We start from the raw sequence: 14,126 nt of genomic DNA, 5'->3' as shown, positions 1-14,126 counted from the left end.
TGGCACCCGCGAGTCGGGAGCCCCCCGGTCACCGGGAGCCGGGGACGCCCGCCATCTCCGCTGCTGCCGACGTCTCCGACGTCTCCGACGCCCCGGGGCGCGCCGAGCGCCGGTCGCGTACGGCGGCGAGCGCGCCGAGCAGGGCCATGGTCAGGCACCCGAGCAGCACGACGGTGGACGACGCCTTCAGCATCGCAAGACCGGACCCGGTGAGCAGCACGACCAGGGCCCAGCGCACCGTGGATCCGGCGACCCGGCTGGAGACGAGGGAGCCGAGCAGCACCCCGGGGATGGCGCCGATCAGGAGCGTCGCCGCGAGCCCCAGGTCGGCGTCGCCGACGAGCAGGTGGCCCAGGGCGGCCGCGGCCACCATGGGGATGGCCTGCACCAGGTCCGTACCGACGAGGTGGTTGGCCTTGAGCCGCGGGTGGGCCAGCATCAGCATCACGATGATCAGGGAGCCCGAGCCGACCGAGGTCATCCCGACGATCACCCCGCCCACCAGTCCGATGAGCAGCGTGGCCGCGGGCCGTACGGGGACCCGGGCGTCCTCCCCGTCCTCCCCGCCCTCCCCGTCCGTGGCGTCCGCGGCGGTGCGGCGGCGGTCGAGCCACATGCGGGCGAGCATGCCCACGACGGCGAGCATCAGCGCCGTACCGACGACGTACTTGACGCGCTGCTGCAGGTCGTCGCCGTCGCCGAGCGCGCGGAGCAGGAACACGCCGCCGAAGGCGGCCGGGACGGCGGTCGGCAGCAGCCAGCGCACGATGTCCCAGCGCACGGTGCCGGCCCGCTGGTGGATCAGCGCGCCGAACGGCTTCATGAACACGGAGGCGGCCAGGTCGCTGCCGATGGCCGCGGTGGGATTCACCCCGAACACCATCACCATGATCGGCGTCATGAGCGCTCCGCCGCCCATGCCGGTGAGCCCTACGGCGAAACCGACCAGGGCTCCCGCGATGACGATCGGAACAGTGGAATCCATGGTGGGGGACCTTAACCACCATTCCTATGGGAAATGTATGGAACGCCGCCGGTTTCAGTGCTCCGAGGCCGTCCCGCCCGGCTGAAACCGGGCTGAAGCCGGGCTGAACCGCCGCGGCGGCACGCTCTGCGGCATGACGACGAACGAACACGAACTCGCGATCGCGGCCACCGGGCTGCGCAAGGCCTACGGGGACAAGACCGTCCTCGACGGCATCGACATCCGGGTGCCCGCCGGCACGATCTTCTCCCTCCTCGGGCCGAACGGCGCGGGCAAGACCACGGTGGTCAACATCCTGTCCACCCTGATCTCCGCCGACGGCGGCGAGGCCCGGATCGCCGGGCACGGCCTCACCGCCGAGGCCCAGGCGGTACGGGCCGCCATCGGGGTCACCGGCCAGTTCTCCGCCGTGGACGGACTGATCACCGGCGAGGAGAACATGCTCCTCATGGCCGACCTGCACCACCTCTCCAAGCAGGAGGGACGGCAGGTCACCGCCGAACTGCTGGAGCGGTTCGACCTCACCGAGGCCGCGAAGAAGCCCGCCTCCACCTACTCCGGCGGCATGAAGCGCCGGCTCGACATCGCCATGACCCTGGTCGGCAGCCCGCGGATCATCTTCCTCGACGAGCCGACCACCGGCCTCGACCCGCGCTCCCGGCACACCATGTGGCAGATCATCCGCGAGCTGGTCTCCGGCGGCACCACCGTCTTCCTCACCACCCAGTACCTGGAGGAGGCCGACCAGCTCGCCGACCGCATCGCGGTGCTCAACGGCGGCAGGCTCGTCGCCGAGGGCAGCGCCGAGGAGCTGAAGCGGCTGGTGCCCGGCGGTCACGTACGGCTGCGGTTCTCCGACCCGGTGGCCTACGAGCAGGCGGCCACCGCGCTCCGCGAGACCACCCGCGACGACGAGGCCCTCACCCTGCAGATCCCCAGCGGCGGCAGCCAGCGCGAGCTGCGCGCCATCCTCGACTGGCTCGACGCCGCCGGTATCGAGGCCGACGAGCTCTCCGTGCACACCCCCGACCTGGACGACGTGTTCTTCGCCCTGACGGGCAGCACCGACGACACCGCCAGCAACGCCGGCACCGCCGACAAGGAGACCGTCCGATGAGCACCGCTTCCTACGCCCTCCGCGACAACCTCACCATGCTGCGGCGCAACCTCCTGCACGCCCGCCGCTACCCCTCCCTCACCCTGAACCTCCTGCTCACCCCGGTCATCCTGCTGCTGCTCTTCGTCTACGTCTTCGGCAACGTGATGAGCGCCGGCATCACCGGCGGCCACGCCGACCGGTCCGAGTACGTCGCCTACCTCGTCCCCGGCATCCTCTTCCTGACCGCGGCCATGACCTCGCTCGGCACCGCGGTGGCCGTGGCCACCGACATGACCGAGGGCATCATGGCCCGCTTCCGCACCATGGCGATCTCCCGCGCCTCGGTGCTGATCGGCCACGTGGTCGGCAGCGTGATCCAGACGATGATGGCGCTGGTCCTGGTCCTGGGCATCGGGCTCGCCATCGGGTTCCGGCCCGACGCGTCGCCGGTGGAGTGGCTCGCGGCGGCCGGCCTGATGGCCCTGGTCAGCCTGGCGCTGACCTGGCTCGCCGTCGGCATCGGCCTGATCAGCCCCAACGCCGAGGGCGCCAGCAACATCGGGACGCCGCTGGTGATGCTGCCCTTCCTGTCCAGCGCGTTCGTCCCGGTGGACGCCATGCCGGGCTGGTTCCGCTGGTTCGCCGAGTACCAGCCCTTCTCGCCCTTCATCGAGACCCTGCGCGGTCTGCTGCTGGGCAGCGAGATCGGCACGAAGAACGCGGTGCTCGCCCTCGCCTGGGGCCTGGGCCTGACCGTGCTGGGCTACCTGTGGTCCAAGGCGCGGTTCAACCGTGAGCCCCGGCAGTGAGCCCGTGCAGCGCCTGGCGGGCCGCCGCCCGCAGCTGATCCGGCTCCAGGGCCGCGTACCCCGACCTCGCGTCGGCGTACGCGGCCCTGTCCGCGTTCTCGGCCGCCTCCCGGGACCGGGCCGAGGAGAGCGTGGGCAGGTCCCGCATCACCGGCAGCACCTCCGCCAGCGCCAGCAGCCGTACCGCCGTCGTGTCGCCACTGGCCAGCCCCGCGTGGCCGAGCGCGAGCAACACCGCGCCGTAGACCGGCAGTTCCAGCAGGTCCCCGGCGCCGGAAGCGTTGCCGGACAGCATCCCGAGCAGCCGTTCGCGCAGCTGCCCGGCCAGCTCGGCGACCGGTTCCAGCCGGCCGTGCTGCGCGTGCGCGGCGAGCGCGGCCGCCTGCAGGTGGAGAGACCACGAGTCCAGGAAGGGATCGTCCGCGGCCTGCGCACTGGCCTCCCGGATCCCGAGTGCCGCCTGCCGCCAGAGGCCGAGGCCGACCTCGGTCAGCCCCCGGGCCAGCGCGATCTCCGCCCGGGCCTGGAGCAGTTCGGGGGTGAAGGCCTCGGGAGAGCCCGGCTGCCGGTCCGGGGCGGCGCGGCCCAGCCAGTACTCCGCCTCCTCGATCTCCCCGCGCTGCAGGCAGGCGGAGACCAGCGCGAAGCGGACGCCGATCGCGTCCGACCAGGTACCGGCGTCACCGAGCGCGTCCGCGGCCCGGAGATGGTCGTACGCCTCCGCCCCGCGTTCCGTCTTGAGGCACAGCTCGCCGATCCGCCCGTGGCTGAGCAGCATCATGATCGGGTTGCCGAGCGGCCCCACCGCTGTGGCCATCCGGCGGGCGTAGTGGAGGGCGCGCTCCGTCTCGTACGCGGACTCCCACAGGTAGCTGGCGACGCCCGCCGCGATGCCCGCCAGCAGCGGCTCGCCGGCGTCGCACAGCTCCTCCAGCCGCTCGTACCGAGGCGGGCGCATGTCGGGGGCCGCGCACAGCACGGCGGCCAGGGCCCGCGGCACGGTGTCCGCCGGGACGGGCGGCAGGCGGCGCAGCGTGACGAGCTGCCGTGCGGCGTGCGGGCCGTAGCCCATGAAGAGACCGGCCGCGCAGACCGCCGCCGCGCTCCGGGCCGTCTCCACGTCCTCGGGGTGCTCCGGTCCCGGGCGGAAGTGGGACAGCGGCCCGCCGGTCTCGGCGGCGAGGGTGACGAACCGGGTGTAGCTGTTGCCGACGGACCACAGGGAGGCCAGTACGGCGGTGACGGCGGCGGTGGCCGGCCCGTCGGAGCGGGCCAGGGCGTGCCGCAGCGCGAGGACGAGGTTGTCCTGCTCGGCGCGGACGCGGTCGAAGGAGGACAGCGCGTCGGCGCTGTACATCCCGGCGTGGTGGGCCCGGCCGAAGTCCCGGGCCCAGGCGAGGAACCGGCCCGTCACGGCCTCGTCCTCACCCGCCTCGGCCCGCCGGGCGGCGCCGAACTCCCGCAGCGTCTCCAGCATGTGGAAGCGCACCCCGGCCGGACCCTCACCCACCTTGATCAGCGACTGCCCGGCCAACTGCTCCAGCAGCTCCATCGAGTCCAGGCCGTCGCCGTCGCCGTCGCCGTCGCCTTCGCCGTCGGTGGCCGTGACCACGTACTCCGCCGCGGCCGCGTCGAAGCCGCCGGGGAACACCGACAGTGCGCGGAGCGCCGCCCGTCCCCCGGGCTCCAGCAGGTTCCAGCTCCACTCGACCACGGCCCGTAGCGTGCGGTGCCGCTCGGGCGCGTCCCGGGCGCCGCCGCGCAGCAGCGCGAAACGGTCCCGCAGCCGGTGCGCGATGTCGGCCACGGAGAGCACCCGCACCCGGGCCGCGGCCAGCTCCACGGCCAGCGGCAGCCCGTCCAGATGACGGCAGATCTCGGCGACCCGGTCGGCGGGCAGGTCCACGCCGGGCCGGGCGGCCCGCGCCCGCTGCCCGAAGAGCTCGACGGAGGTCGCCAGGGACAGCTCCGGCAGTGCGTACACCGACTCCGAGGTCAGGCCGAGCGGGGCCCGGCTGGTGGCGAGCACCCGCAGCTCCTTCGACCGTGATATCAGCGCCTGTACGAGAGCGGACGCGCCGGCGATCACGTGCTCGCAGTTGTCGAGCACCAGCAGCGCCGGTCGGGGACCCAGCGCGGCGACGATCCCGCTCACCGTGTCCTTGCCGCCGCCCGGGAGCTGGCGGCCCTCCCCGCCGCCGACGGCAGAGGCGACCTCGTCCGCCACGTCGTCGTCGGTGACACCGGCCAGCGTGACGAAGTGGACGACGGGCTGTTCGGCCGCCCGGCTCACCGCGTGCGAGAGACGGGTCTTGCCCAGCCCGCCCGGCCCGACGACGGTGACCACCCGGGCGCCCCGCAGCAGCCCGGCCACGGCGGCGACGTCGGCGTCCCGGCCCAGCAGCGGGTTCGGCTCGTGCGGCACCCCGTGCCGGACCGGCGCCGCGTCCGCGCTCAGCAACTCCTGGTGCACGGCCCGGAGTTGCGGCCCCGGGTCAGTCCCCAGCTCGTCCCGCAACCGGCGCCGGTAGCCGTCGTACCGGGTCAGCGCCGCGGCCCGGCCCGCGCCGGCGGCCTCGCAGCGCAGCAGTTCCGCCAGCACCTCCTCGTCCCGCGGCAGTTCCCGGTTCAGCTCGGCCAGCGGTGCGCTGGCCTCCGCCCGCCGTCCCAGCCGGGCCAGCGCGAGGGCATGGGAGCGCACCAGCGCCCGGTGCGCCCGCACCCGCTCGGCCCGCAGCGCCACCACCGGGTCGTGCAGTTCCTCGTCCGCCCCGGCGCCCACGCTCCCGTCCCACAGCGCCAGCCCCGCGACGGCCCGCGCCAGGGATCCTTCGTGGTCCCCGGTCCGGGCGCGCTCGCCGGCGGCCGCCTCGTGCACGAGGAGCGCGGAACTGTCGACCCCCATCTCGTCCAGCCCCAGCCGGTACCCCGTCGGCGTGCTCAGGACCAGCTCGGCACCCAGCTGCGACCTGAGCCGGGACACCAGGATCTGCACCGCCTTGCCCGGCCGCTCCGGCAGCTCGTCCGGCCACAGCCCCTCCACCAGCCGCCCGGTGCTGCAGCCGGTGCGCAGGTCCGCCGCGAGCAGCGCCAGCAGCCCGCGCAGCCGGGGCGCGGTGATCTCCCGTCCACGGCAGGCGACTCGGGGCAGGAGAGTGAGCTCGGGGGTCTCGGTGGTGGTCACCAGTGCAGACTAGGCGGGTCCGGCAGCGCCCTGAAGGGGCGCGGGGAACTGCGCGACCAGCCACGACGGCGCCGCAGTCGACACACGGCCTATCGCGGCACTTTCAATGTCGTGACGCGGCCCGGCCGAAGGTCCGCTCGAACGACACCGACGCGGCCTCCTCACGCCACTGCACCGCAGCCTTCGCGCTCGCGTCGAGCAGGGCCCGGCACTCCGGCCCCGGCACACGCCCGCTGCCGGGCAGCTGCCCGGCGCACGCGGCGACCGGACGGTAGCCGTCACGCGTGGGGTTGCCCCGCCACAGGCTGCCGCCGGGCAGGAAGGCGTACTCCAGGGAGGCGCGGGCCAGGTCCTTGAGCTCCGGGTACGTCAGGCCGTAGGTCTCGGCGGCGTACTGGTACTCGTGGCTGATGTCGGTGCGGGAGACGCCGGGGTCGTCGGTGGCCAGGACGACCGGCACCCCGTACGACCGGTAGGTGTCGAAGGGGTGCGCGGCGCCGCGCACACCGAGGATCTGCGCGTTGCTGGTGAAGGGCACCTCGACGGCGATCTGCCGGGCGGCCATCGTGCGGGCCGTCCGCTGCCAGTCGTCCTCGTGGCGGAGGTCCACGCCGTGGCCGACGCGCTCGGCGCCGGCGATGTCCACGGCCTCCCGGATGTGGAACCGCAGGTCCTCCGGCGGCACCAGTCCGGGCCGCAACTCGCCCGCGTGCAGGGTGACATGCGCCCTCGGGTAGACCGTGTGCAGGTACCTCACCATGCGCATCTGCAGGGTGTAGTCGGCGAGCGCGACGGGCCCGTCCTCGGGTTGCACGAGGTTGACGGCGAGGAAACGGGGATCGCGTTCGGCGAGCCGCATGCCGAGGGCCAGTTCGGTGAAGACGCGTTCCCGTGACTCGCCGCGGAAGGCCTGGTAGACGAAGCGCACGGTGAGCTTGCAGCCGGGGCGGGGACGGTCGGTGCCGCAGCGGGCGGCGGCCTGGAACTCGGCGTCGGCGTCGTCCGTCGCCCGGCGCGCGTCGGCGACCACCTCGTCGAGCCGGCCGCTTCCGACGAGCCTCGCGTGCAGGGCGGCGAGGTCGGGGTCCCAGCCGACCTCGTCGGCGAGCTGCTCGGCGCGGTCGGAGGCCGGGTTGACCATGGTCTCCAGATAGAACTGGTGCTGCGCCGCGACCGAGTCGGCGACCTCGGCGAGCACCTTGCCCGGATGGAGCGAGGGCACCAGCCCGAACTTGTCGAACGTGGCGAAGAAATGGTCGTGGCCGCTCTGGTCCGGCGGGAAGCCGTACATGGACCAGGCCCGCAGGATCGCCTCGCGGAAGTCACGGTCCTCACGGGCGTCGGCGGCCGGCCGGGTGCCGGGGCCGCAGGGCGGTACGACGGCGGTCAGCGTCGCGGTGTCGATGCACAGCCCGTCCTCGGCGGCGAGCGCGATCAGGTACTCGGTCCTGACCGCACCGAAGAGGTGGTTGTGCAGGTCGCCGCCCTTGGGCAGCTTGCGGAAGAACCTGCGCAGGGCGCCGGGGTCCTGGGCCGTCCGCAGCGACGTCAGGTAGGCGTCGGTGCGGGCTTCGGCATCCGTCGGCGGGCGTGCTGCCGACCGGGCCCCGGTTTGTGCGGCCGCGGGTGGTGCGGCCGACAGGCCGGTCAGCAGGGAGCAGCAGAGCAGAGTCAGGGCCGCGGCGAGAGCACGGGCACGGGCACGGGCCAGGGCCGGGTGCCGGGAGGCGGCTGCGACGGCGGGCGCCGTGCGGCGTGGGTGGCCGGCAGTGCGAGTGCCGTCGTAGGTCGTCACGGACCGATGATCATCAAGTCGGCCCGGCCGGGACGGGACAGCCACGCGGCACGCACCGCGGAGCCACCCGAGCGGGCGCAGCGGTGCGTGCGGTGCGTGCGGCGTGGGTGGCCGTCCCGCGGGTCAGGCGTCGGCCGGCGGGCGGTCCGCCGTGACGACGTAGTAGTCCAGCAGGCCGTCGCGGTACGCCGGCAGGAAGTTGCGCGGCCACTGCACGGGCATGTCGACGCCGGCGAGGAAACGGTCCAGGCCCGGCCAGACATGGGTGCCGATCGACTCGGCCCGTACGCCGGTCAGGCCTGCGGTGCCGAGGGCGTCGAGCAGGGACACCAGCGGGTGGGCCACGTCCAGGCCGGACGCGAAGCTCTCCAGCCGCGCGGCCAGTTCCCCGCCCGCGTTCTCGGCACCGGCCGGCAGGAAGAAGCTGGTGACGGCCAGCCGGCCGCCGGGGCGCAGGACGCGCGCCGCCTCGCGGACGAACGCGGGCAGGTCGCGGAAGTGCTGGGCGGCCTCCACCGAGTACAGCCGGTCGAACCGGCCGTCCTCGAACGGCATCCGCTCCGCCGCCCCGTGCGCGAAGCCGAGCCGCTCCGGCGCGCGGGCGAGCAGACCGGCGTTGGCCCGGCGGGCCCGCTCCAGTTGCTCGGGGTGGATGTCCAGACCGGTCACGGCGGCGAACCCGAACTCCTCCAGCGCGAGCGCCGCGCCGATCCCCAGCCCGCAGCCGACCTCGACCGCGCGGGCGCCCGCCCCGTCGAGGGTGCCGAGCACGTGACGGTAGAGGTTGCGCTGGCTGCGGACCCGGTCCTCGGCGGTCAGCGGGCGGTCCAGCGGGATCCCGTCCCAGTGGCCGAAGTTGATGAACCCGCCCGCGAACGCCGGTGCGGAGCTGAGGTCCTGGGGCCCGTAGACGGCCCGCACGGCGGGCGCGACGGCGAGGTCGCGGGTGGGGTCCACGTGATCTCCTCTTCCACGAATTCCACGATGTCTCCCCGGCGAACGGGTCGGACCCGGACGTTCTCCCCCGATGGGCGCCCACTCAGTCCGCGTCGTGCATGTGTCCGTGTTCGTGCCCGGGTGCCTCCCCCTGCTCCCCGCCCTCCGGCGAGCCCCCCATCATCCGCAGCATCGCCGGGCCGCCGCTGCGCAGGAACCGTACGACCAGCGCGGCGGCCAGCAGCAGGAAGGCGATGTTGAGGTACGTGGTGTAGTTCCAGCTGATCCCCTCGTCGGGGATCTTCGCGTCGGCCTGGTCGGGGACCAGCCCCAGACCGCCGAAGACGAGCTCCACGACGTAGCCGGCCACCGCCATCGAGACGAAGAAGGTGCCCAGCAGGAAGGCGGCCATCCGGGCGCCGTAGTACTTCCGGTAGATGTTGAGGATCGGCAGGATCAGCAGGTCGGCGTAGATGAAGGCGATGACGCCGCCGAAGCTGATGCCGCCCTTCCAGAGCACCACGGCCAGCGGCACGTTGCCGATCGAGCAGACGAACGACACGATGGCCACCACCGGACCGATCAGCGGCCCGGTCAGCTTGGCCGCGAGCGGATGGCCGGCCAGGAAGAAGCTCTGCCAGAAGTCGTCCGGCACCCAGGCGGCGATCGCCCCGGCGATCAGCAGGCCCGCCACCAGGTCGCGCAGGATCGCCGCCCACTCCATGACGAAGATGTGGGAGACGGACGTGAACCCGTCCCGGGAGAGGAGCCGGCGGACGAAACCGCCCTCGCCGCCCACGGACATGTCCATCGCCGCGTGCCCCTCCATGGAGCCCGCCAGCCCGCGCTCGGCCTGTTCCCGCGCCCGGCGCAGCAGCCGCTCCCGCAGCAGGACCCGGAACAGCACGGCGAGGACGACGATCATGATCGGGCCGCCGACGAACTCCGCGGCGGTGAACTGCCACCCCATCAGCAGGGCCAGGATCACGCCCAGTTCGATCACGAGGTTGGTGGAGGCGATCTCGAAGGCCATGGCCGCGGTGAAGTCCGCGCCCTTGCGGAAGAGGGAGCGGGCGAGGGCGACGGCGGCATAGGAACAGGACGAGGAGGCGGCGCCGAACCCCGCGGACAGCGCGAGCGTACGGGGCCGGTCGTCCCCGAGCAGCCGTACGACCGTCTCCCGGCGCACCACGGCCTGCACGACCGCGGAGAGCGTGAAGCCGAGGATCAGCGCCCAGGTGATCTCCCAGGTCATCGACCCCGCGATGGAGAGCGCGTGCCCGATCGCATGCATGGTGTCCGCCCTTCGCAGCCGATCGCGACCATCCGGTTATATACCCCTGGAGGGTATACTGGCCAGTGGTACCACGGCATCCGGGTGGTGGCGTCGGTGGCAGTAGACTCCGCCACGGTCGCGAGGGGCCCAGGGGGGAGCCGCATGGTCTGGTCACGGTTGCGCCGCGGGCGGACGGCTCCCAGGCTCCCGCTGCCCGGCCCGTGCTGGCACCGGCGGCACACCCTGCGCACGGACCGCCTCCTGCTCTACACGCCGGAGACGACACTGGACCTCGCCGCCGCCGCGGCCGCCGCCTCGGACCCCGAGGCCCAGCGATGGCTCGGCTGGGGCGACCGCGTCGTCGCCGACGTGGACGTCCGCGAAGGCCTGCTCCGGCTGCTTCCCGGCGACACCGAGACCCTGCGGAGGTCCCGGTTCCTCAGGAACCTGCTGGCCCAGCCCTATGAACTCCACTCCGGCGAGGAGGAGGTGCTGGTCGGCGTACGCCTGGACGACGGCAGGTACGCCGGGTGCACGGTGCTGCACCTCGGCACCGGGGAGATCGGCGGATGGCTGGCGCCCGAGGCGCGCGGTCTGGGGCTCGGCACGGAACTGTTCCGGGCCGCCGCGGTCCTCGGCCACACCCACCTGGGACTGCGGACGCTGCGGGCGGGACACGAACCGGCGAACACCGCGAGCGGCCGGGCCCTGGCGAAGGCCGGCTTCGTGGCGGCCGACGGACCGCCACGCCACACCCTCCCCGACGGCCGCGAGATCGACGCCCGCTGGCTCCAGCGCACGACGACGGCCCCGCTCACCCGCTGCCGGGGTGCCGCCCCGCTACCTGCGTGAACCGCACCCCGGGCAGAAGGCCGCTCCGTCCGGCACCACCGCGGAACAGGAGGAACACTGTTCGGACCGGGCCAGTTGGTAGCCGCAGCCGGAGCAGAAGGCGGCGCCGTGCGTCTCGGTGCGGCACTGCGGGCAGACCAACTGGCGGGGCGTGCTGGGGTCGTAGCCCTGCCCGGTCTGCTGCCCCGCGGCGTACGCGCGTTGCGAGGCCATGTCGTTGAGGCCGCGCTGCTGGGCTGCCATGGCCTCGGCCGCCGTGTCCGGAGCGCAGCGCAGACACAGCCCCTGGGCCGCGTTCCAGCAGCGGCCGCACACGTAGTCGGTGCAGCGCGCGCAGCGGTTGAAGTGCCCCTGCGCATTGTCGATCGCCCGCTGGAACGCCTCGTCGCGGGCGCGCCCGTAACCGGCCCCCGCCAGCCCTTCGGCCGCCGATGACAGCCCGGTACCGGTACGGCCGAGCAGCCCCCACGCCACGTCGGCCCCCTTCCGCACCCAGGTCGCGGCCCGCTCTCCGGTGTACGGCTCGAACGGCGAGCGCCAGGTGTCGTAACAGCGGGAGCAGGAGAACTCGAACTGGAACCCGGCACCGGTCCCGTTGCGCTCGCACAGATCCCGGTAGTTGTTGCTGAAGTAGATCTCGGCGCTCATGTGGTCCCCCCACAGGTCAGGCCATCGGCACACATGCCGTACGACGCTGGGGAAACGGTACTGGTTCTGGCCAAAGCCGCCGAGTTCAGGACATGGCCTCGCCATGACCTCACCATGACCTCAGGGCGTGCCCCAGGCCCGGTCCGCGAGCAGGCGCAGGCCGTTGAGGCCGACGAGCACGGTGGAGCCCTCGTGCCCGGCGACGCCCAGGGGCAGGGGCAGGTCGCCGGTGAGGTCCCAGACGACCAGCCCGGCGATGAACAGCCCGGCGACGACGAGGTTCTGCACGACCAGGCGCCGGGCCCGGCGGGAGAGCGCGACCACGGCCGGGATCGTCGCCAGCTCGTCGCGTACGACGACGGCGTCGGCGGTCTCCAGGGCCAGGTCGGAACCGGCGCGGCCCATGGCGATGCCGGTGTGGGCGGCGGCGAGCGCGGGGGCGTCGTTGACGCCGTCCCCGACGACGAGCACCTTCCGCCCGGCGCGCGCCAGTTCCCGCACCGCGGTGACCTTGTCCTGCGGCAGGAGACCGGCACGGACGTCCGTGATGCCGGCCTCGCCGGCCAGCCGGGCCGCCGCTCGCGGGTTGTCACCGGTGACCAGTACCGGAGCGCTGCCGGTCAGCCGGCCCAGCGCGGCGACGGTGGCCGCCGCCTCCGCGCGCAGCCGGTCGGCGATGCCGAGCACGCCGACCGGCGTACCGTCGGCCATGACCAGCACGGCGGTGCGGCCCTGCTCCTCCAGTCCGGCGGCGACCGCGGTGACGGCGGCGACGGTGGCCGGCGGATGCGCGCTGCCGTCGGCCGGCAGCCGGGCGGGGCTGCCGACCTCGATCCTGCGGCCGGCCACCACGGCGGTGACACCGGTACCGGGCGCGGAGGCGAACCCCGCCGCGGCCGGGATGTCCAGGCCTCGGCTGCGGGCCGCGTCCACGACGGCGCGGGCCAGCGGGTGCTCGCTCGGGTGCTCGGCCGCCGCCGCGAGCCGCAGCAGCTCCTGCTCGTCCGGCCCGGACCCGGTCAGCGGACGGATGTCGGTGACGCGCGGGGTGCCCTCGGTCAGGGTGCCGGTCTTGTCCAGGGCGACGGCGTCCACCTGGCCCAGGCGTTCCATGACGACGGCCGACTTGACCAGCACACCGTGCCGGCCGGCGTTGGCGATCGCCGACAGCAGCGGCGGCATGGTCGCCAGGACCACGGCACACGGGGAGGCCACGATCATGAAGGTCATGGCCCGCAGCAGGGTGGACTGCAGCCCGGCGCCGAACAGCAGGGGCAGCGCGAACAGGACCACGGTGGCGGCGACCATCCCGATCGAGTAGCGCTGTTCGACCTTCTCGATGAAGAGCTGGGTGGGCGCCTTGGTCCCGGCGGCCTCCTCGACCATGGCGACGATCCGGGCGATGACCGAGTCGGACGGGTCGCGTTCGACCTTCACCCGCAGGGCGCCGGTGCCGTTGAGGGTGCCGGCGAACACCTCGTCCCCGGCCGCCTTGGCCACCGGCAGCGGCTCGCCGGTGACGGTGGCCTGGTCGACGTCGCTCGCGCCGTCCAGGACCCGGCCGTCGGCGCCGACCCGTTCGCCGGGCCGTACCAGGAGGGTGTCGCCCACGCACAGTTCCCCGGTGGGCACGGTCTCCTCGGTGCCGTCGTCCGCGAGCCGGGTGGCGGTGGTGGGGGCGAGGTCGAGCAGGCCGCGCACGGAGTCGGCGGTGCGGGCGGTGGCGATCGCCTCCAGCGCTCCTGAGGTGGCGAAGATGACGATCAGCAGGGCGCCGTCCAGCACCTGCCCGATCGCCGCCGCACCGAGCGCGGCGACCACCATGAGCAGGTCCACGTCCAGGGTCCGCGCACGCAGGGCCCGCAGGCCGGCCCAGCCGGGCTCCCAGCCGCCGGTGACGTAGACGGCCGTGAACAGCGGGCCCCACGACCAGGCCGGTGCCGAGGCCAGGTGAAGCGGCAGCGCGGCCAGGAACAGCAGCAGCGCGGCCGCCGCCCAGCGGGCCTCGGGCAGCGCCAGGATCCGGGTACGGGTGGAAGACATCCCGCCACCATACAGGAACATATGAATAGCAATTCATTCGTTCATGGGTGGCGTCTGTACGATGGGCGCATGGGTCATGGAGCCGCACAACCGGCCGGAAACGTTCCGCGCGCCCGCCTCACCGCGGCCAACGCGGCCAAGGTCGCCACCACGCTCCAGGCCCTGGCGACCCCGTCCCGGCTGCTCATCCTGGCCCGCCTGCGCGAAGGCCCGCTGCCCGCGACCGAACTCGCGGCGGAGGTCGGCATGGAGCAGTCCGCCTGCTCCCACCAACTGCGCCTGCTGCGCAACCTGGACCTGGTCGTGGGCACCCGCAAAGGCCGCTCGGTGGTCTACTCCCTCTACGACAACCACGTCGCCGAACTCCTCGACCAGGCCCTCTACCACGTCGAACACCTCAGGCTCGGCCTGAACGACGCCGCCGCCGTGGACGCGGAGCCCGGGACGGTCGGCGCCCCCACGGCCTGACGAACGGGGCCGGACCCCCGGCCCGGCCCCG

General features: G+C 73.7%; 11 protein-coding genes. 4 read left to right on the top strand and 7 right to left on the bottom strand.

Features of this window, described 5'->3' with window-relative positions; translation table 11 throughout:
• Positions 1–28: 28 nt before the first annotated feature.
• Positions 29–985, bottom strand: coding sequence for a sulfite exporter TauE/SafE family protein (locus ACFWPS_RS05430; protein ID WP_383701211.1), 957 nt, complete (start codon positions 983–985; stop codon positions 29–31).
• 133 nt (positions 986–1,118) lie between these two features.
• Between ACFWPS_RS05430 and ACFWPS_RS05425 the strand changes: the two genes are divergently transcribed.
• Both ACFWPS_RS05425 and ACFWPS_RS05420 read left to right on the top strand, forming a co-directional pair.
• Positions 1,119–2,102, top strand: coding sequence for an ATP-binding cassette domain-containing protein (locus ACFWPS_RS05425; RefSeq protein ID WP_383701209.1), 984 nt, complete (start codon positions 1,119–1,121; stop codon positions 2,100–2,102).
• Positions 2,099–2,893, top strand: coding sequence for an ABC transporter permease (locus ACFWPS_RS05420; protein ID WP_350786227.1), 795 nt, complete (start codon positions 2,099–2,101; stop codon positions 2,891–2,893). The genes ACFWPS_RS05425 and ACFWPS_RS05420 overlap by 4 nt, the downstream gene beginning before the upstream one ends.
• Here ACFWPS_RS05420 and ACFWPS_RS05415 read toward each other — a convergent pair.
• The 4 genes from ACFWPS_RS05415 to ACFWPS_RS05400 all read right to left on the bottom strand — a co-directional run bounded on the left by ACFWPS_RS05415 (position 2,871) and on the right by ACFWPS_RS05400 (position 10,102).
• Positions 2,871–6,077, bottom strand: a complete 3,207-nt coding sequence (locus ACFWPS_RS05415) for an ATP-binding protein (protein WP_383701207.1) — start codon at positions 6,075–6,077, stop codon at positions 2,871–2,873. The genes ACFWPS_RS05420 and ACFWPS_RS05415 overlap by 23 nt on opposite strands.
• A gap of 103 nt (positions 6,078–6,180) precedes the next feature.
• A complete protein-coding gene (locus ACFWPS_RS05410; RefSeq protein ID WP_383701486.1) occupies positions 6,181–7,788 on the bottom strand; it encodes an adenosine deaminase in 1,608 nt (535 codons plus the stop codon).
• A gap of 207 nt (positions 7,789–7,995) precedes the next feature.
• A complete protein-coding gene (locus ACFWPS_RS05405) occupies positions 7,996–8,829 on the bottom strand; it encodes a class I SAM-dependent methyltransferase (RefSeq protein WP_383701205.1) in 834 nt (277 codons plus the stop codon).
• Between the two features lie 82 nt (positions 8,830–8,911).
• A complete protein-coding gene (locus ACFWPS_RS05400; RefSeq protein WP_383701203.1) occupies positions 8,912–10,102 on the bottom strand; it encodes a permease in 1,191 nt (396 codons plus the stop codon).
• 144 nt (positions 10,103–10,246) lie between these two features.
• Between ACFWPS_RS05400 and ACFWPS_RS05395 the strand changes: the two genes are divergently transcribed.
• Positions 10,247–10,936 carry a GNAT family N-acetyltransferase gene (locus ACFWPS_RS05395; protein ID WP_383701200.1) on the top strand — a complete coding sequence of 230 codons (690 nt, stop codon included), beginning with the start codon at positions 10,247–10,249 and terminating at the stop codon, positions 10,934–10,936.
• On the opposite strand, the gene ACFWPS_RS05390 is transcribed toward ACFWPS_RS05395, so the two are convergent.
• Complete coding sequence (locus ACFWPS_RS05390; protein WP_383701198.1) at positions 10,925–11,584, bottom strand: zinc ribbon domain-containing protein; 660 nt, start codon at positions 11,582–11,584, stop codon at positions 10,925–10,927. The genes ACFWPS_RS05395 and ACFWPS_RS05390 overlap by 12 nt on opposite strands.
• A gap of 120 nt (positions 11,585–11,704) precedes the next feature.
• Positions 11,705–13,627 carry a heavy metal translocating P-type ATPase gene (locus tag ACFWPS_RS05385; protein ID WP_383701196.1) on the bottom strand — a complete coding sequence of 641 codons (1,923 nt, stop codon included), beginning with the start codon at positions 13,625–13,627 and terminating at the stop codon, positions 11,705–11,707.
• 69 nt (positions 13,628–13,696) lie between these two features.
• Here ACFWPS_RS05385 and ACFWPS_RS05380 point away from each other — a divergent pair, with 69 nt between their 5' ends.
• Positions 13,697–14,095 (top strand): ArsR/SmtB family transcription factor, encoded by a 399-nt coding sequence (locus ACFWPS_RS05380; RefSeq protein WP_383701194.1) that lies wholly within the window; start codon positions 13,697–13,699, stop codon positions 14,093–14,095.
• Positions 14,096–14,126 lie beyond the last annotated feature (31 nt).

The organism is Streptomyces sp. NPDC058457 (assembly GCF_042720695.1).
GTDB lineage: Bacteria > Actinomycetota > Actinomycetes > Streptomycetales > Streptomycetaceae > Streptomyces.
The sequence above is the reverse complement of the archived record's forward strand: the minus strand, read 5'-3'. Positions and strand labels throughout refer to the sequence as shown.

Excerpts from the sequence above, each read along its gene's own strand:
- ACFWPS_RS05430 (WP_383701211.1), bottom strand. The coding sequence starts at position 985 with ATGGATTCCACTGTTCCGATCGTCATCGCGGGAGCCCTGGTCGGTTTC.
- ACFWPS_RS05425 (WP_383701209.1), top strand. The coding sequence starts at position 1,119 with ATGACGACGAACGAACACGAACTCGCGATCGCGGCCACCGGGCTGCGC.
- ACFWPS_RS05420 (WP_350786227.1), top strand. The coding sequence starts at position 2,099 with ATGAGCACCGCTTCCTACGCCCTCCGCGACAACCTCACCATGCTGCGG.
- ACFWPS_RS05400 (WP_383701203.1), bottom strand. The coding sequence starts at position 10,102 with ATGCATGCGATCGGGCACGCGCTCTCCATCGCGGGGTCGATGACCTGG.
- ACFWPS_RS05395 (WP_383701200.1), top strand. The coding sequence starts at position 10,247 with ATGGTCTGGTCACGGTTGCGCCGCGGGCGGACGGCTCCCAGGCTCCCG.
- ACFWPS_RS05390 (WP_383701198.1), bottom strand. The coding sequence starts at position 11,584 with ATGAGCGCCGAGATCTACTTCAGCAACAACTACCGGGATCTGTGCGAG.
- ACFWPS_RS05385 (WP_383701196.1), bottom strand. The coding sequence starts at position 13,627 with ATGTCTTCCACCCGTACCCGGATCCTGGCGCTGCCCGAGGCCCGCTGG.
- ACFWPS_RS05380 (WP_383701194.1), top strand. The coding sequence starts at position 13,697 with ATGGGTCATGGAGCCGCACAACCGGCCGGAAACGTTCCGCGCGCCCGC.